This is a genomic window from Rhizobium sp. BT-226, assembly GCF_025847085.2.
Classification (GTDB): Bacteria; Pseudomonadota; Alphaproteobacteria; order Rhizobiales; family Rhizobiaceae; genus Rhizobium; species Rhizobium sophorae.
Map to the genome: position 1 here is coordinate 1359100 of NZ_JAOYTI010000001.1, position 16129 is coordinate 1375228.

The 16129-nt window shown below is 60.0% G+C and carries 16 protein-coding genes; 3 read left to right on the forward strand and 13 right to left on the reverse strand.

What is annotated here, in order from left to right; all coding sequences use genetic code 11:
- Window positions 1-4: 4 nt before the first annotated feature.
- The 7 genes from OIU37_RS06940 to aqpZ all read right to left on the reverse strand — a co-directional run bounded on the left by OIU37_RS06940 (window position 5) and on the right by aqpZ (window position 8249).
- Window positions 5-874: an outer membrane protein assembly factor BamD gene (locus OIU37_RS06940; RefSeq protein WP_264256737.1), complete on the reverse strand. Its 870-nt coding sequence runs from the start codon at window positions 872-874 to the stop codon at window positions 5-7.
- Between the two features lie 258 nt (window positions 875-1132).
- The gene (gene lpxC / locus OIU37_RS06945) at window positions 1133-2089 is read right to left on the reverse strand and encodes a UDP-3-O-acyl-N-acetylglucosamine deacetylase (protein WP_264256739.1); all 957 of its coding nucleotides are present in this window, start codon (window positions 2087-2089) and stop codon (window positions 1133-1135) included.
- Window positions 2090-2347: 258 nt separating this feature from the next.
- The gene (gene ftsZ / locus OIU37_RS06950; RefSeq protein WP_264256740.1) at window positions 2348-4060 is read right to left on the reverse strand and encodes a cell division protein FtsZ; all 1713 of its coding nucleotides are present in this window, start codon (window positions 4058-4060) and stop codon (window positions 2348-2350) included.
- A 55-nt stretch (window positions 4061-4115) separates the two neighbouring features.
- Window positions 4116-5447, reverse strand: a complete 1332-nt coding sequence (ftsA, locus tag OIU37_RS06955) for a cell division protein FtsA (RefSeq protein ID WP_003561012.1) — start codon at window positions 5445-5447, stop codon at window positions 4116-4118.
- Window positions 5444-6376: a cell division protein FtsQ/DivIB gene (locus tag OIU37_RS06960; RefSeq protein WP_264256761.1), complete on the reverse strand. Its 933-nt coding sequence runs from the start codon at window positions 6374-6376 to the stop codon at window positions 5444-5446. Before OIU37_RS06960 ends, ftsA begins: the two co-directional genes overlap by 4 nt.
- Window positions 6364-7290, reverse strand: coding sequence for a D-alanine--D-alanine ligase (locus tag OIU37_RS06965; protein WP_264256762.1), 927 nt, complete (start codon window positions 7288-7290; stop codon window positions 6364-6366). The genes OIU37_RS06960 and OIU37_RS06965 overlap by 13 nt, the downstream gene beginning before the upstream one ends.
- A gap of 272 nt (window positions 7291-7562) precedes the next feature.
- Window positions 7563-8249, reverse strand: coding sequence for an aquaporin Z (gene aqpZ / locus OIU37_RS06970; RefSeq protein WP_264256763.1), 687 nt, complete (start codon window positions 8247-8249; stop codon window positions 7563-7565).
- Window positions 8250-8518: 269 nt separating this feature from the next.
- On the opposite strand from aqpZ, the gene OIU37_RS06975 reads away from it, so the two are divergent.
- Window positions 8519-9832: an MFS transporter gene (locus OIU37_RS06975; protein ID WP_264256765.1), complete on the forward strand. Its 1314-nt coding sequence runs from the start codon at window positions 8519-8521 to the stop codon at window positions 9830-9832.
- Between the two features lie 124 nt (window positions 9833-9956).
- Here OIU37_RS06975 and OIU37_RS06980 read toward each other — a convergent pair whose 3' ends face one another.
- From OIU37_RS06980 to OIU37_RS07005, 6 genes are all read right to left on the reverse strand, one after another.
- Window positions 9957-10835, reverse strand: a complete 879-nt coding sequence (locus OIU37_RS06980; RefSeq protein WP_264256767.1) for an SDR family NAD(P)-dependent oxidoreductase — start codon at window positions 10833-10835, stop codon at window positions 9957-9959.
- Window positions 10832-11617 (reverse strand): 2-oxo acid dehydrogenase subunit E2, encoded by a 786-nt coding sequence (locus OIU37_RS06985; RefSeq protein WP_264256768.1) that lies wholly within the window; start codon window positions 11615-11617, stop codon window positions 10832-10834. Before OIU37_RS06985 ends, OIU37_RS06980 begins: the two co-directional genes overlap by 4 nt.
- A 10-nt stretch (window positions 11618-11627) precedes the next feature.
- Window positions 11628-12221: a protein-S-isoprenylcysteine O-methyltransferase gene (locus tag OIU37_RS06990; protein ID WP_264256770.1), complete on the reverse strand. Its 594-nt coding sequence runs from the start codon at window positions 12219-12221 to the stop codon at window positions 11628-11630.
- 72 nt (window positions 12222-12293) lie between these two features.
- Complete coding sequence (locus OIU37_RS06995; protein WP_168314034.1) at window positions 12294-12878, reverse strand: hypothetical protein; 585 nt, start codon at window positions 12876-12878, stop codon at window positions 12294-12296.
- Window positions 12879-13039: 161 nt separating this feature from the next.
- Window positions 13040-13159, reverse strand: coding sequence for an ABC transporter (locus OIU37_RS07000; protein ID WP_168310073.1), 120 nt, complete (start codon window positions 13157-13159; stop codon window positions 13040-13042).
- A 167-nt stretch (window positions 13160-13326) separates the two neighbouring features.
- Window positions 13327-13914, reverse strand: a complete 588-nt coding sequence (locus OIU37_RS07005; RefSeq protein WP_264257457.1) for a L,D-transpeptidase — start codon at window positions 13912-13914, stop codon at window positions 13327-13329.
- Window positions 13915-14144: 230 nt separating this feature from the next.
- On the opposite strand from OIU37_RS07005, the gene OIU37_RS07010 reads away from it, so the two are divergent.
- Window positions 14145-14900: an SDR family NAD(P)-dependent oxidoreductase gene (locus OIU37_RS07010; RefSeq protein ID WP_180694576.1), complete on the forward strand. Its 756-nt coding sequence runs from the start codon at window positions 14145-14147 to the stop codon at window positions 14898-14900.
- A gap of 296 nt (window positions 14901-15196) precedes the next feature.
- On the forward strand, window positions 15197-16126 hold the full coding sequence (locus OIU37_RS07015) for an SDR family oxidoreductase (RefSeq protein WP_264256773.1): 930 nt from the start codon (window positions 15197-15199) through the stop codon (window positions 16124-16126).
- Window positions 16127-16129: the final 3 nt, after the last annotated feature.

Sequence of the window (16129 nt, forward strand, 5' to 3'; positions counted from 1 at the left end):
GGCCTCAGGAACCGAGAAGAAGTTTCTTGCCCGCTGCGGCGATCCACGAGCCCTTGTTTTCACGCGGCTCGGCACCGCCGTTCTGCAGCAGCTTGTAGGAATCAGCGTACCACTGGCTGTCGGGATAATTGTGACCGAGAACGGCAGCGGCTGTCTGCGCCTCGTCGACGATGCCCATGGCATAATAAGCTTCGACGAGACGCGCCAAGGCCTCTTCGATCTGGTTCGTATTCGGATATTTCTCGACGACGATGCGGAAGCGCGAGATCGCGGCGAGATATTCCTTCCGCTCCATGTAATACCGGCCGATCTGCATTTCCTTGCCGGCGAGCTGGTCGCGCGCGAAACGGATCTTGGCCTGTGCGTCGTCGACATATTCGGAGTTCGGATAGTTGTCGACGACGGCCTGCATCGCCTCGATCGTCTTGGCCGAGGCGCGCTGGTCCTGCGTCACGTCGACGATCTGCTTGGAATAGGTGAGACCGATCAGATACTGCACATAGGCGGCATCCTGGGACTTCGGATATTGCGACATGTAGCGGTTGCCGGAAGCAAGCGCATCGTCCAGGCGGCCTTGGCGGTATTTGACGAAGGTGCTCATCACAAGCGCCTTGCGCGCCCATTCGGAGAACGGGTTCTCGCGGTCGATCGCGTCGAACTTGCGCCCCGCTTCCGCCATGTTGCCGGCCTTCATATTGGCAAGGCCTTGCGTGTAGAGCACGTCGGGCGGATCGGTTTCGAGGCCGAGCTTGGTGATGTCGATATCGGGGTCCGACTGGCAACTGGAGATCAAGGCGCCTGCGCTGAGCACCAGAAGCGATGCGAACAAAGCACGCGCTGTCTTCATCATACCTTCAGATCCTGCATAACCCATTCGAAAAAACCCCACTGCCGCCGCTCGCTCCACGGCAGCCACGCCTCGCTGGCGTTTCTAGCCACAAATGTGCATCAAGAGCAACGCAATGATAAGGCATTAACGCATTTTTGTGGCAGCAGCCGCAGAAATGACCGGCTTTTCAACTTCTTCCCGACCTGTGGCGGCCGAGCATCGGTCTATTGCCGCAGACGCGGCCGGACATAAAAAAACCGCCTCCGGGAAAGAGGCGGCCTGGTCTTGAGAATATGCTGGAGGTCATGCCGACCAGGGAGCGAATTCCGAAGCACTGACCGCGATCAGTTCGCGGGCAGCGACGCGCTGGCGCGGCGTCGACGTTTCGACCACCTCGTAGGCGGAGGGATCGGCGAGCAGCGCCTTCAGCGCATTGGCGTTCATCTTGTGACCACCGCGATAGGAACGGTAGCAGCCGATGAACTGGGCGCCGGCAAGCGAGAGATCGCCGACGGCATCGAGCGCCTTGTGGCGGACGAATTCGTCCTTGGCGTAACGCAGTCCTTCGACGTTGATGACGGTGTTGTCGTCCGAGATGACAACGGAGTTTTCGAGTGAGGAGCCGAGCGCGTGGCCCGACGCCCAGAGACGCTCGACATCGCGCATGAAGCCGAAGGTGCGGGCGCGGGAAAGCTCGGTCTTGAAGACGGCGGCGGTCATGTCGCCGGCCCACTTCTGCCGGCCGATCAGCGGGCAATCGAAATCGATCTCGACTTCGAAGCGCGTGCCGTCATAGGGGCGGAATTCGCTCCAGGAGCCGCCATGCTCGATTCGCACCGGCTTGGTGATACGGATATAGCGGCGCTTGACGCCGAGCGAGACGAGACCGACCTGCTCGATCGCCTCGACGAAGGGCAGCGAGCTGCCGTCCATGATCGGCATTTCGGAGCCCTGCACCTCGATCACCACATTGTCGAGGCCGAGCGCATAGACGGCGGCCATGACATGCTCGATCGTCGCGACCGAATGGGTCGGCGAGAATCCGAGCACAGTGCAGAGGTCGGTATTGCCGACCTGCGAGGAGACGGCCTTGAGTTCGGTGATGTCGCCATTGTCATGCAGGCGCTGGAAAACGACGCCGGTGTCCGATTCGGCCGGATTGAGGGTGATCGAGACTTCCGCGCCAGAATGGACCCCGGTGCCCGAAAGCGTCACGGGACGCGATACCGTCGTTTGAAAACCCAGCAAGCCAATCGCCATAAATTCTGCCTTTTATTCTTCCGTACCGGCGGTCTGTCCGATCGGCACGGTCATCGTTCATTCTGCAGCCGGAGCCGAAAGGTCTCCTGGGGCAGTTTCATTGCACCATACTTACGTGCGCCGGCGCGCCAATCCAAATCACTGTTTCTTTCGCTTTGTTACGAAGTCACGCGATTGAAATTGCTCGCGAATCGCAGGCTGAAAAACAGCAATGCCCGGGACCTTGATCCCGGGCATAAACGGTGCCGAAGCACGGCCTCAGTTCGACTGGCGACGCAGGAATGCCGGGATTTCCAGCTGGTCGTCTTCTTGCATCATCCGGGCCTGCGGAACTGCCCGGCCCTGGTCGTCGAGGTTGCCGCGGCGCGGTGCGTAGAGGCTTGCCTCGGGCGACAGCGGACGGCGCTGCTGCGAAGCGGCCGGCGGTGCTGCGGTCATATCGGCGGCAACGGCGTCGTCGTCGCGGCGGCCAAGCGAATTGGTGATTCGCTTGAGCAGGCCCATCGGGCCGCGCTCGTCCGCCGCGTGCGCGGAAGCCGGCTGCGTGCGGTGGTCGAGTTCGGCCTGGACGACCGGCGGGAAATCCTCAACCTTGGGCATGCGCACCGGTTCGGCCTGGCGGATGGTCGGCTCCTGCCGGACCGGCTGCTGCTGGACCGGCTGACTTATGACCGGCTGGCTCATGACGGGCGCCGGAGCCTGCTGCTGCACCTGAGGACGCATTGCCGGAGCTTCCGGCGCAGGCGCGAAGATCTTGCTCTGCGGACGGAAGGTTTCCTGCTGTGCCGCTGGCTGCTGCAGCGGTGCGGCAGCACGCGGGGCCGGAATTTCGAGCTCGCGTTCCATCTCGGCTTCGCGGATGGTCTGCGCGATCGGATCCATGGCCTTCGGTGCCTGCATCACGGGGGCAGGCTGAACTGCGGCCGCTGCCGGAGCAACAGCCGCGGAAGGACGGATAGCGGGCCTTGCGGCCGGCTGGAGGTTGCGCTCGGCGGCTTCGTTCATCGCCCGGTCGATGCCGGTTGCGACGACCGAGACGCGGATGATGCCTTCGAGCGATTCGTCGAAGGTGGCGCCGAGGATGATGTTGGCGTCAGGATCGACTTCCTCGCGGATGCGGGTCGCGGCTTCGTCGACTTCGAAGAGGGTGAGGTCGCGACCGCCGGTGATGGAGATCAGCAGGCCCTGGGCGCCCTTCATCGAGGTTTCGTCGAGCAGCGGGTTGGCGATAGCAGCCTCTGCGGCCTGCAGCGCGCGGCCGGAGCCGGAGGCTTCGCCAGTGCCCATCATCGCGCGGCCCATTTCGCGCATCACCGAGCGGACGTCGGCGAAGTCGAGGTTGATGAGGCCTTCCTTGACCATCAGGTCGGTGATGCAGGCAACGCCCGAATAGAGAACCTGGTCGGCCATGGCGAAGGCATCGGCGAAGGTCGTCTTGTCGTTGGCGATGCGGAAGAGGTTCTGGTTCGGAATGACGATCAGCGTATCGACAGACTTCTGCAGTTCCTGGATGCCCATCTCGGCCAGACGCATGCGGCGCCCGCCTTCGAAATGGAACGGCTTGGTGACGACGCCGACGGTCAGGATGCCCTTGTTACGGGCGGCCTGTGCGACAACGGGAGCAGCACCTGTGCCGGTGCCGCCGCCCATGCCGGCGGTGACGAAGCACATATGCGTGCCGTTCAGGTGATCGACGATCTCGTCGATGCACTCCTCGGCGGCCGCGCGGCCGACTTCCGGCTGCGAGCCGGCACCGAGGCCTTCGGTGACATTGACGCCGAGCTGGATGATGCGCTCAGCCTTCGTCATCGTCAGCGCCTGCGCATCCGTGTTGGCGACGACGAAGTCGACGCCCTGGAGGCCGGCGGTGATCATGTTGTTGACGGCATTGCCGCCGCCGCCGCCAACGCCGAACACGGTGATGCGCGGCTTCAGCTCTGTGATGTCAGGCTTTTGCAGCTTGATGGTCATGGTACCTGTTCCTTCTCTCTCTGGCCGCATCGCCACGCCGGCCAATTACTCAATTTCAGAAACTTTCCTTCAGCCACTGGCCCATCCGGGCAATGCGGCTGTTATTTCCCCCAAGCGACATGAGCAGACCGCTCTGTGACGCATGTGTCTCCATGTCCGCGACCTGCGGATAAATCATCAGGCCGACGGCCGTCGAAAAGGCCGGGCCCTTGGCCGCCGTCGGCAGCCCCGAGACGCCCATCGGACGGCCGATGCGGACGTTGCGGGCAAGGATGCGCCGCGCCACGTCGGCAAGGCCGGTCAACTGGCTCGCCCCGCCGGTCAGCACGACGCGCTTGCCGACGATCGGGCTGAAGCCCGAACGCTGGATACGGTCGCGGATCAGTTCCATCGTCTCTTCGATTCGGGCCGACACGATGCGCGAAACCAGCGCCCGCGGCACTTGCGACGGCTGGTCGCGATCGTCCTCGCCGATTGGCGGGATCGAGATCAACTCGCGCTCGTCGGAGGAATTCGAAAGGGCCGACGCATGCACGACCTTCAGCCGCTCAGCATCCTCGATGCGGGTCGAAAGGCCGCGCGCCAGGTCGGTGGTGACGTGATGGCCGCCGAGGCCGACGGCATCCGTATGAACGAGCTTGCCTTCGGCAAAGACCGAGATCGTCGTCGTGCCGCCGCCCATGTCGATCGCCGCGCAGCCGAGCTCGACCTCGTCATCGACGAGAGCAGCAAGGCCCGATGCATAGGGCGTCGCAACGATGCCCTCGACCGACAGATGCGCACGATTGACGCTAAGCTCGAGGTTCTTCAGTGCCGAGCGCTCCGCAGTGACGACATGCATGTCGACGCCGAGCGCATCGCCATACATCGCCAGCGGATCGCGGATGCCGCGCTCTCCGTCGAGCGAGAAGCCGGTCGCCAGCGAATGCAGCACCGAACGGTCCTGGCGCAGCGACTGCTGGCAGGCGGCCGACAGTACCTTCTTCAGATCGTTGAGCTCGACTTCCTGGCCGCCAAGATCGATTGTCGCTGTGTAGATGTCGCTGCCGAGGCGGCCGGCCGTCAGGTTGACGATCAGGCTCTCGACGGTCAGCCCCGCCATGCGCTCGGCCGCATCGACGGCAAGACGGATGACGCCTTCCAGCGCGTCGAGATCGGCGATAACGCCGGTCTTGATGCCACGGGAACGCTGGTGGCCGATGCCGATGATCTCGATATTGTGTGTGCGGCCCGGCAGGATCTGACTTTCCTCGCGCGGCGTCAACCGGCCGATCATGCAGACGACCTTGGTCGAGCCGATGTCGAGCACCGAAACGACATGCGACCGCTTCGACGAAAGCGGCTTCAGGCGCGGCAATCCGAAATGGGATGAACCGAACAAGCTCATATATTCTGCCCCGCCTTCTTCAATTCTTTCGTACGCTCCGTCACTGCCGTCTGCCTGCGGATCGCCGCCTCCGGCGTCAGCTGGATCGCGGTTCTGTCGGCCAGCCTGAGATCGACTGCGGCAATATCTCGCTCCAGCAGCTGGTGCTCCTTGTCGAACTTCGAAAGCGTCGCCAGTGCCTGGTCGATACCGTCTTCCGGCAGTTTGACGACGACGCCGTTATCCATATGCAGGTCCCAGCGACGACCGGATATCCAGACATAGGCCTTCACGCGGGCCTTCACGTCGGGCCACTTCGAGAAGGCGTCCTCCAGTGAAGCCGCCGCCGTTTCGGCATCGCGGCCGACGACGAGCGGCAGCGCCGAAAACTTGTTGTCGCGCAGCGGCGCAATAACACTGCCGTTCTTCTCGATCAGGGAAAGCTCCTGCCCGTGCTGCCAGATCGCATAGGCCTGGCGCTCCTTGAGCTTCACCTCGATCGTTTTCGGATAAATCTTTCGGACTTCGACATTTTCCACCCAGGGAAGATGCGCGATCTTCCGGCGGGCGGCATCGACGTCGAGGGCGACCAGTGAGGTCGTGCCGTCAAGGCCGATCAGCTGCAGGATCTCGATTTCGGAGGTCTCCGCATTGCCGGAGACATTCACGTCCTCGATCGCAAAACCCGCGGCCGTCGTCGTCGCCTGCGCGACGGCTTCGGTGTGACCGCCGAGCGACATGCCGTAAAGCCCCGTCGCACCCAAGAAAGCGAGCGCCGAGACCGTGCCCGTATGAACAGGAATATAGATGCGGCCGCCGCAGAGGCTGATCAGGAAGCGCGTGATCCGGCGCAGCGGACGCGGCAGCACGAACCGCTCTTCGGCTTCCATGATCGGAAGCACGGCATGATGGCTGGGGCGCCCAATCCTCTTGACCGTCAACGCAAACAAGACGCGTCCTCCACCATCCACCGGAGAAACTGACCAAATGAATAGCCGGCATGACCGGCCATTTCGGGCACGAGCGAGGTTGCAGTCATACCTGGCTGGGTATTGACCTCCAGCCAGATGATTTCGCCGTCTTCGGAGAAACGATCGTCGTAACGAAAGTCGGACCGACTGACGCCGCGACAACCGATTGCCTGATGCGCCCTTAGGGACAATGTTTGTATTTTTTGGTAAATATTCGGTGAAATTTTCGCGGGGATGACGTGTTTTGAACCGCCTGCCGCATACTTGGAGTCGTAATCATAAAAATTGTGTCCCTGCGGCACCACTTCCGTGACGCCGAGCGGAGTTTCACCCATGACGCCGCAGGTGAGTTCGCGACCATAGATATAGCGCTCGACGATCACTTCCTCGCCGTAACGCCACTCGGGCGAGCTGACGATCTGTGGCGGATGCGCCTGATCTTCCGTGACGATGACGACGCCGAAGCTCGACCCCTCGCGGACAGGCTTGACCACATAGGGCGGCTTCATCGGATGCGTCGAGGGAAAGGCGAAACGGTTGACCACCTGCGATTCGGCGACCGGAATACCGGCAGCGGCGGCAACGAGCTTCGCCTTATCCTTGTCCATCGCAAGCGCCGAGGCAAGCACGCCCGAATGCGTATAGGGGATCTCGAGATATTCCAGGATGCCCTGAATGGTGCCATCCTCGCCGAACGGGCCGTGAAGCGCATTGAAGACGACATCGGGCTTCAGCGCGGCAAGCTTCTCGGAAACGTCGCGCGTCACGTCGATGCGCGTCACGTCGAAGCCCTCTGCCTCGAGAGCTTCTGCGCAAGCCTTTCCCGAGGAAAGGCTGACAGGCCTTTCCGAGGAAAATCCGCCCATCAGGACAGCGACATGCTTGCGACTCATCAACACCCCCAAAAATAACTTTCATTTTCGAAATCGACGCTTGCGCGAAGCTGTCTGCGCCGTTTCAGGCCTTTGTCCGACCTGGGTGCATTAGAGCATCATTATGGTTAATGAAGTGTTTACTTTCGTTAACTTCGTATTGCCGCGCCCCTGATTTTTTAACCCTCTCGTCTTCGGGATTGCCAGATCGAAGATGCCGCCGATCCGCGAAAACAGAAAAACCCGCACGAAAAAACCGCGCGGGCTCAATGGGATAGCTCGGTATCTTACAGTCAGTCGGCGTCGTCGAGGAATTTCCAAACGAGCCCACCGAGCGCCCCACCTGCGAGCGGCGCAATCCAGAACAGCCAGAGCTGCTGCAGCGCCCAGCCGCCGACGAAAAGCGCCTGGCCGGTGGAACGGGCCGGATTGACCGAGGTATTCGTCACGGGGATGGAAACGAGATGGATCAGCGTCAGCCCGAGGCCGATGGCAAGCGGCGCGAAGCCCGCAGGCACCCGGCTGCTGGTCGATCCCAAGATGATGATCAGGAAGAACATGGTGAGCAGCACTTCGATCAGCAGCGCGGAAAGCAGTGAATAACCGCCCGGAGAATGATCGCCATATCCGTTGGCGGCAAAGCCGCCGAGTTCGAAACCCGCCTTGCCGCTGGCGATGAGATAAAGCAGCGCCGCCGCGGCGACGGCGCCGACAACCTGCGTGACGATATAGGGAACGAGGCGCGCCGCCGGAAACCGTCCGGCAACCGTAAGGCCGAGCGAGACCGCGGGATTGAAATGACCGCCCGAAATGCCGCCCACGGCATAAGCCATGGTGAGCACGGTCAGACCGAACGCAAAGGCCACGCCGACAAAACCTATTCCAAGCTCGGGATAGGCCGCGGCCAGCACGGCACTGCCGCATCCGCCGAAGACCAGCCAGAACGTGCCGAGAAATTCGGCAACAAGACTCTTTTGCATGGATATCTCCTCTGCCCTCAACCAGAGGGTTAGCAATGAATCTGTTACAATTCGATTCCGGTCAAGCACCCGGGCGCCGCCGTCGCAAGCCTCGCGCAAGGAAGGAAAACCCAAGGATTTGAAATGACACCGGGGGATGCGGGCCGGTAACGCATGCGGGCCGCGTCCCCTGTACCGACTGCATGTTTTGACATTTTCTCGGATCTGAAATTGCGTTAAGACCCGCGAGCCTCCCAAGGCGCTTCATAAAAATATTGATTGGAATGAAAATGACAGACGCGATCTCCGCATCGCCGACTCCTGCCTCGAACAGCGCGCAAGTCAATTCTCCGGCTCGCGTCCTTATCGCCAGCCTCGTCGGCACCACCATCGAATTCTTCGACTTCTACGTCTACGCGACGGCAGCCGTCCTCGTCTTCCCGCATCTCTTCTTCCCGGCAAGCGATTCGAACGCCGCAACGCTGCAGTCGCTCGTCACCTTCTCGATCGCCTTCTTCGCCCGCCCCATTGGCGCCGTGGTTTTCGGCCATTTCGGCGATCGCATCGGCCGCAAGGCGACGCTCGTCGCCGCGCTGATGACGATGGGGCTTTCGACCGTCCTGATCGGCATGCTGCCGGGCTATGATGCGATCGGCATCGCAGCACCCTTGTTGCTGGCGCTTTGCCGCTTCGGTCAGGGCCTCGGCCTCGGCGGCGAATGGGGTGGCGCCGTTCTGCTTGCCACCGAAAACGCTCCTCCCGGCAAGCGCAGCTGGTATGCCATGTTCCCACAGCTCGGCGCTCCGATCGGCTTCATCCTCTCCTCCGGCTTCTTCCTCATCCTGGCGGAAACGATGAGCAATGAGGATTTCCTCGACTACGGATGGCGCATTCCCTTCATCGCCAGCCTCGCCCTCGTCGCCGTCGGCCTCTATGTCCGCTTGAAGATCGCCGAGACGCCGGAATTCCGCAAAGCTGTCGAAAAGCACGAGCGCGTCGCCGTGCCGATCGAGGTGGTCTTCCGCAACCATATGCGCAGCCTGATCCTCGGCACCTTCATCGCCGTTGCGACCTTCGTGCTGTTCTACCTGATGACGGTCTTCACCCTCTCCTGGGGTACGACACCCCTGGAAAAGGGTGGGCTCGGTTACTCCCGCGAGCAGTTCCTGGTCGTCCAGCTCGTCGGCGTCGCCTTCTTCGGCCTGACGATCCCGCTCTCCGGCTGGCTCTCCGACATCTATTCGCGCCGCGTCATCCTGACGCTGACGACGATCGCCATTGCGATCTTCGGCTTCTTCTACGCGACGCTGTTGACGAGCGGCCTGACCGGCGCCTACCTGTGCTCGATCATCGGCCTCGCCTTGATGGGCTTCACCTATGGTCCGATCGGTGCGGCCCTCGCCGCCCCCTTCCCAACTATGGTGCGCTATACCGGCGCCTCGATGACCTTCAACCTCGGCGGCATCTTCGGCGCTTCGCTGGCGCCTTACATCGCCACCTGGCTCGCCACGCACTACAGCCTGGACTATGTCGGCTACTACCTCGCCGCCTCCGCAGTGATATCGCTCATCTGCATCCTGCTATCGGGCCGCGAAGAAGTCTGAGCCACCGGCCACACAAACGCAAAAGCCGCGATGCTTGTCGCGGCTTCAGACTGCTGACAAACCCCTGGCCTTGGCTGGGGGTTTGTCAGCAGTAATAGGTCGCCTTCACCCTCGTCGACGGACACTATTTCTGCAGCTTGCTCCGTGCAGAGGGGCGGCTACCGCAACATTCCTTGAGGTTCTTCCCTGAACCGCAAGGACATGGATCTTTGCTCCTGCGCTGCAGGCGACCGATCAGGGGGAGAATAGCCGCGGTCGGCAAAAATTCGGCGACAAGAGTAAACAACTTGGCTGAAATGCCGGGGACAACGCGGCGACGGCCGGAGTTGAAACCGCTCCAGGCCCGCTCAGCGACATATTCAGCGTCCAACTTGGGCAATATCTTGAAGAGAGCCGCCCGATTCGCGCCCGCCTTTTCAAGGAATTCGGTGGATACCGGTCCGGGCGCGACACATGTCACGGTAACGCCAAAGCGGCGCACTTCCTGATGGAGCGCGTCCGAAAAAGAGTGCACGAAACCCTTGCTTGCGTAATACAAGGCCATGTACGGCCCGGGAACGAGACCTGCTATGGAGCCGAGATTGATCACGCCGCCACGTCCGCGCGCCAGCATTCCAGGCAGGAAGCGAAGGGTCATGTCGGTCAGGGCGCGTATATTGAGATCGATGATCCCAATCTGATCTTTGACGGGGAGTAACGTTGCTGCGCCTCGCAGACCATACCCGGCACTGTTGACCAGGACGCCGCAAACCAAATCGTTGGCAGTCAGAAAAGCCTCGAGACGCGCTGACGCATCGGCTGCGAGAAGATCCAGCTCGAACGTGAACGCCTCACCACCGGCCTGCTGTACGTCGACCGCCGCCGCAGCGAGGCCCTCAGGCGAACGCGCGACGAGTACGACGACATTGCGTTCACGTGCCGCAACCTTTGCGATTGCTCGTCCAATGCCACGGGAAGCACCGACCACGACGACAGCCAAACGGGGCTCACTGTGCGGGGTCATTTCGATGTCCCTGCCGCCGACATGATGGCAGGAATACCGCTTTGGGCGAGGTTTCTCACTTCGTCGGCGATCTCGCAGTTCAAGATTCTTTCGAACCGCTCTAACGCCCGAGCGACATTCGCTCCATCCATGACCCTGTGGTCATAGTGGATGCGGACAGCAACCGATCCGTCCTCGTCGATTGGACCGTAGTTGAGAAGTGTGGTCAGTGGAGTGAGCGGGTTGAGGGACTCCGCTCCCAGGCCTGAATAGACAGACAATTGGAACGTGCCGAAATAGCGCGCACGCTTCCGCCCGATATTGAGCCCGAGCCACATGAGCAGCCACCTCACAGGGGCAGGTGCGCGAGCAAGCTTCAGAGAGCGCCGAAACTCCTTGATCTCCAGAACCGGAAGTGACCTCGCTGCGCGGATCAGCGTTTCTAGCTGGGAAATGGAGCGTTGCTCGGGACCTTTGATGATGCTCAGCAGAACGACCCGCTCTCCCTCATGCTCGCGCTCATGGGCAATTGAGGCCACACTGGCCGGATATTCATAGAGCTGCGGCCTTGGAAACTTGATATAAGCGCGCCGCAATTCGGGAATTTCTTGAGAGAGCAGGGCGTATCCCTTCAAGAAAAGCACCGTCCAGGACGGCCGGGCATCCGTTCCGTCTCTGGCATCGAGGAGAGGCCGAAGGTTCATTTGCCGCTGGACCGTCACACGTGGCACCCCGATCGAGAATCTCATCAGATCTCCGACAAGTCGTCGCGATGCCGAGAGCTTGATCGTTCGGCCTCTCATCTTGCCACCTCTAGTAAAGATAAGGGATGATGCGCTTGGTCTTCGCCATATACGCGTGGTATTGCGGGCCGAAAACTTCCAACATCATACGTTCTTCCTTGTCCACCCTTAGGAAGAATAGAACGGTGAAGCCGATTAGGCCTGCCATGCCTGCCACCCAGTTCGACAGCAAAAACGCTTGTGAAAGACCCATCAGAAGGAACGACGTGTACATGGGGTGGCGGACAAGAGAGTATGGGCCAGCGCATATCAATTCGTGCTGCTGACGGATCTCCAGCGTAATCGACCAGTTTCGTCCTAATTGCTTGTGGGTTCTTCGAAAGACCCACATTGCGGTACAGAACAGTATTGCCCCGATCACGACGGCCCACAAATGAGGTGTATAGTCGGCGGCTTCGGGAATGCCGGTCGCGACGTAGAATCCCGGCACGATCGCAAGTCCGGCGAGAGCTGCCGCAAGCCCGACCGCCTCAGAACCGGTACGGCGGTTGCTGACGACCGGCACTCGCTTTGCGCGGCGCTCAAATGGGTATCGAATGATGCACCATGCAACAATTCCGAGAACCCAGACGACCTCGCCGACGACGGCTGCTGATAAGTTCAAATCAAGTCACCAGAACCTTTCCATGATCGGCCTTCCGCGATCGCCAACGCGTGTCTTGGATGCCCGCACGCATCAACCTGTATTCATCTCCCGCAGGGTTGCAATGAATTGTTGCGGCCTTAGCCAAATGCCGGGCGCCTTATAACCCATGTGCCGTGCGATATCCGCCACAAAGGCGTTGCAATTATAAACCGTTGCCTCCCAGAGATGAGTGGTTGCCTGCAGTTTGCGTATATACGCAACTGTGTCGCTATATTCATCATCAGTCAGCATCACACGCCAGCTTGCCGACCTGTACTGCTCTTCCAGGTCACCATCCGTTGCTCCGGTCGAGGCCGGAACGGGTATGAAATGGCCTAATACATAGGGCGCGGCATTGTCAGAAGCTGGCGCAAGTCCGGCGACTTCGGGATTGATCATCTTTCCGTTCTTATCCGCCCGCCCAAAAACGACGTAGGTGTGGCCGTAGGTCAGCGCATAGCGTGAGCGGAATTCGATGAAATACCGATTTGATTTGTTTTCAGCCGCATTGGTTGGAGCTACGCCTCTGCCATTCGACGTATAATGCGGTAGAGGCCTTTTGTCTTCTGTCTGGCATGACGATGCCATGACCGCCAACGTAATAACTAGCGACACACCGCCTCTTCCAAGCGCCATCACTAAGCTCCATATGCAGGCCCTGAGGAATGGGAGCCCGAAGTCAGCATATAAAAGGCCACTCGTGCGCTGTGAGTTGCGAAGGAGCGCAAGCCTGGCGGTTTATGGTGTAAGAAGAGGAAGGGTCTATGTGACCCTTCCTAAATTTCAAACGCGATATGCTACTTGTAGACTGCTTCTGCCGGCGGTGGGGCCTTCCCCTTGCCTTTGCCAATCGACCCGCAAGCACTCAGATTGGCCACCGCAAACATTGCAACGATCACGACTAGAATTCTGCTCATCATGAAGTCCTCTCCTCATCATGGGATAGCTTTTTGAGGGCTACACCTTAAAGTTTAGCGACAATCAGCACCCTGGATAGGGCAGATATGATGCAACATGCAACGAATCTACATTAGCAGATACCTATTGCTATGACCAACCCTGCGATTTTAAATGGTAAACACCATCAGATGACAATGACGCGCGTACCTACGCGTGTACGAGAGTACAGGTCGACGATGTTTGCGTTCGTCAAGCGAATACACCCATTCGAAACTGCACGGCCTATCGACCAGGGGGCATTCGTTCCGTGCAACCGGAACAGGGTATCTTGTCCATCTTGGTAGAGGTAGAGGGCCGCTGCACCGAGAGGGTTGAGCGGTCCTCCCGGTATCCCGTCGGCATATTGGGCCAGCCGGGGTTTGCGCTGAATCATGTCATTGGTGGGCTTCCACGAAGGCCACTCTGCCTTATGGCCGATGGTGGCCTCACCCTTGAAACTCAGTCCTTCCTCTCCGACGGCAACGCCATAGCGAGTCGCCAGTCCGCCTGCCTCCACGAAGTAAAGGTAGCGGCTCGCCGTATCGACGACGATAGTTCCGGGCGGTTCACTCCCCGTATAAGCGACCTCCTGTCGTCGATAGCGGGGATCGAAATCCGGATCCATCGCAAACCGGTAGCGCAGCGGCGGCCCATCGCCCGAAGTACATCCAGAAAGCATCAGAGCCAGGCTCCCCAGCACCAGCCCCCGGCGTGTAATATGGTGTTTGTCCATTTCCCCCTGCCAAGTAATTCCGTCAATCCCGTTCATTCCAAATTGGCCCGTTCATTCCAAATTAGATTGCGACATCTTTTGACAAAGACACTCAATGCTGTGGAGGATGAGTTCGCAACACTGGCAACATCCGGAGCTGCGCAATACCATGCGCTTCTATTTATCCGGGAAATCCCTTGCATCAATATTCGCGCCGATCGAATATTAGCATATCAACAAGGACAGAGACGATGAAGCTTTGCCTGGAGGGAAAAATCGCGATCGTAACGGGCGCAGGTTCCGGAATTGGTGCCGCCGTTTCCCGACAACTCGCTGAGGAGGGTGCCGAGGTTGTTGTCGCCGATATCAATGCTGACGCAGCACACACGATTGCCGCCGCAATCAGATCAGAGGGAGGCCGCGCCTGTGAATTTGTCGTCGATGTCAGTGACAGTGGAAGTGTGCAGAGGCTTGTCGATTTTACCGTCGAGACATGTGGCGGCTTGGATCTGGCGGTCAATAATGCGGGAATTGATGGGGTGCGCGCCGCGGTCGCAGACTATCCGCTCGACAATTGGCACGAGGTGATGAACGTCAATCTGAACAGCGTTTTCTATTGCATGAAGTCCGAAATTGGCGCGATGCTTAAGCTTGGCGGCGGCGCAATCGTGAATATGTCTTCCACTCTCGGGTCCGTTGGATTACCCACCGCGGCGGCATACACCGCAGCCAAGCACGGGGTTGTCGGACTGACGAAAGTCGCTGCGATGGAGTATGCGAGATTGGGTATCCGCATAAATGCCGTCGGTCCCGGCTGGATCGAAACACCACTCTTGTCAGAGCACCTTGAGGTGGCGAGTACGCGACGCATGGCATCGCTTCAACCAATGGGCAGGCGTGGAAAACCGGAAGAGGTCGCGACTCTTGTGTGTTTCCTCCTGTCCGAGCAGGCCAGTTTCATCACTGGGGTGCACTATTTGGTGGACGGGGCCTATACCGCTCACTGAAGAAGGGGCTGGGAAGTAGACGGTGATTTCCAGACTACCTCCATTTTGCCTGATGCTGTGCTGCTGACGGGGCCCCCATATTGCGGTCTCTCCGCCGAGCTGTGTCGGCTGTCGGGCCGCGAGGAAGTCTGAGCCTCGAGCAGCAAATGAACAACAAGCCGCGACGGCTAGCGCATCGGCCGAAAATCGGAATCGATTTTCGGAAAGCACGATGCGTAGATTCAAAGCGGCTTTTTAGTTGATGCCGTGAGCACTTCCGGTAAACCGGAACACTCACGGCAAAACGGGAACAGATCATGCGATGCCTCATTACCGGCGCAGCCGGCTTTATCGGTGGGCCTCTCGTCGAAAGACTTCATGGAGAGCGGATATGCGAGCTTGCGGTGACGACGCGATCTGCAGCCGCCAGCTTCCCGACATCTGTGCGGCATTTTCCCATCGAGATAACAAGCGAAACCGATTGGGCGGCAGTTCTCGAGGGCATTGATGTCATCGTCCATCTCGCCGCTCGTGTTCACATCATGCACGACCGCGCAGCCGATCCGCTTGCGGCATTTCGTCGGATCAACACCGCCGCCACGTTGAACCTCGCCGAACAGGCCACTCGCGCGGGCGTAAAAAGGTTCGTCTTCATCAGCAGCATCAAAGTCAACGGTGAGGAGAACGATCGGCCGTTCCGGCACGACGATACGCCAATGCCGATCGATCCCTATGGCATTTCGAAGCTGGAAACTGAAATCGGGCTGCATGAAATCGCCGCCCGAACAGGCATGGAAGTCGTCGTCATTCGCCCGCCGCTCGTCTATGGACCCGGCGCGCGGGGCAACTTCGCCCTGCTCGTCGGACTTGTCCGGAAGAAGATACCGCTCCCCTTCGCCTCGCTGAAGAACCGCCGGACACTGGTCGCGCTTCCAAATCTCGTCGACCTGATCATCGCCGGGATGAAGCATCCGGGTGCTGCCAGCCAGACCTTTCTCGCAGGCGATGGAGAAGATCTCTCGACTCCCGGGCTTATTGAAGGGATTGCCGCAGGGCTGGGTGTCAAACCGATGCTGCTCCCCTTCCCCCCCGCGCTGTTGCAGATGGGGGCGAGAGTCACCGGAAAGGACGCCGTCTACCAGCGTCTTTGCGGTTCCCTGCAGGTCGATATATCTCATGCCCGCGGCGTGCTCGGCTGGTCGCCCCTCGTCACGCCGCGCGAAGGCCTGAAGCTTGCGGTGAGGTAAACC

What these genes read in the sequence shown, in the direction of transcription:
- OIU37_RS06940 (WP_264256737.1), bottom strand. Translation starts at nt 874, where the DNA reads ATGGGTTATGCAGGATCTGAAGGTATGATGAAGACAGCGCGTGCTTTG.
- lpxC (WP_264256739.1), bottom strand. Translation starts at nt 2,089, where the DNA reads ATGGCGATTGGCTTGCTGGGTTTTCAAACGACGGTATCGCGTCCCGTG.
- ftsZ (WP_264256740.1), bottom strand. Translation starts at nt 4,060, where the DNA reads ATGACCATCAAGCTGCAAAAGCCTGACATCACAGAGCTGAAGCCGCGC.
- ftsA (WP_003561012.1), bottom strand. Translation starts at nt 5,447, where the DNA reads ATGAGCTTGTTCGGTTCATCCCATTTCGGATTGCCGCGCCTGAAGCCG.
- OIU37_RS06965 (WP_264256762.1), bottom strand. Translation starts at nt 7,290, where the DNA reads ATGAGTCGCAAGCATGTCGCTGTCCTGATGGGCGGATTTTCCTCGGAA.
- aqpZ (WP_264256763.1), bottom strand. Translation starts at nt 8,249, where the DNA reads ATGCAAAAGAGTCTTGTTGCCGAATTTCTCGGCACGTTCTGGCTGGTC.
- OIU37_RS06975 (WP_264256765.1), top strand. Translation starts at nt 8,519, where the DNA reads ATGACAGACGCGATCTCCGCATCGCCGACTCCTGCCTCGAACAGCGCG.
- OIU37_RS06980 (WP_264256767.1), bottom strand. Translation starts at nt 10,835, where the DNA reads ATGACCCCGCACAGTGAGCCCCGTTTGGCTGTCGTCGTGGTCGGTGCT.
- OIU37_RS06985 (WP_264256768.1), bottom strand. Translation starts at nt 11,617, where the DNA reads ATGAGAGGCCGAACGATCAAGCTCTCGGCATCGCGACGACTTGTCGGA.
- OIU37_RS06995 (WP_168314034.1), bottom strand. Translation starts at nt 12,878, where the DNA reads ATGGCGCTTGGAAGAGGCGGTGTGTCGCTAGTTATTACGTTGGCGGTC.
- OIU37_RS07000 (WP_168310073.1), bottom strand. Translation starts at nt 13,159, where the DNA reads ATGAGCAGAATTCTAGTCGTGATCGTTGCAATGTTTGCGGTGGCCAAT.
- OIU37_RS07005 (WP_264257457.1), bottom strand. Translation starts at nt 13,914, where the DNA reads ATGGACAAACACCATATTACACGCCGGGGGCTGGTGCTGGGGAGCCTG.
- OIU37_RS07010 (WP_180694576.1), top strand. Translation starts at nt 14,145, where the DNA reads ATGAAGCTTTGCCTGGAGGGAAAAATCGCGATCGTAACGGGCGCAGGT.
- OIU37_RS07015 (WP_264256773.1), top strand. Translation starts at nt 15,197, where the DNA reads ATGCGATGCCTCATTACCGGCGCAGCCGGCTTTATCGGTGGGCCTCTC.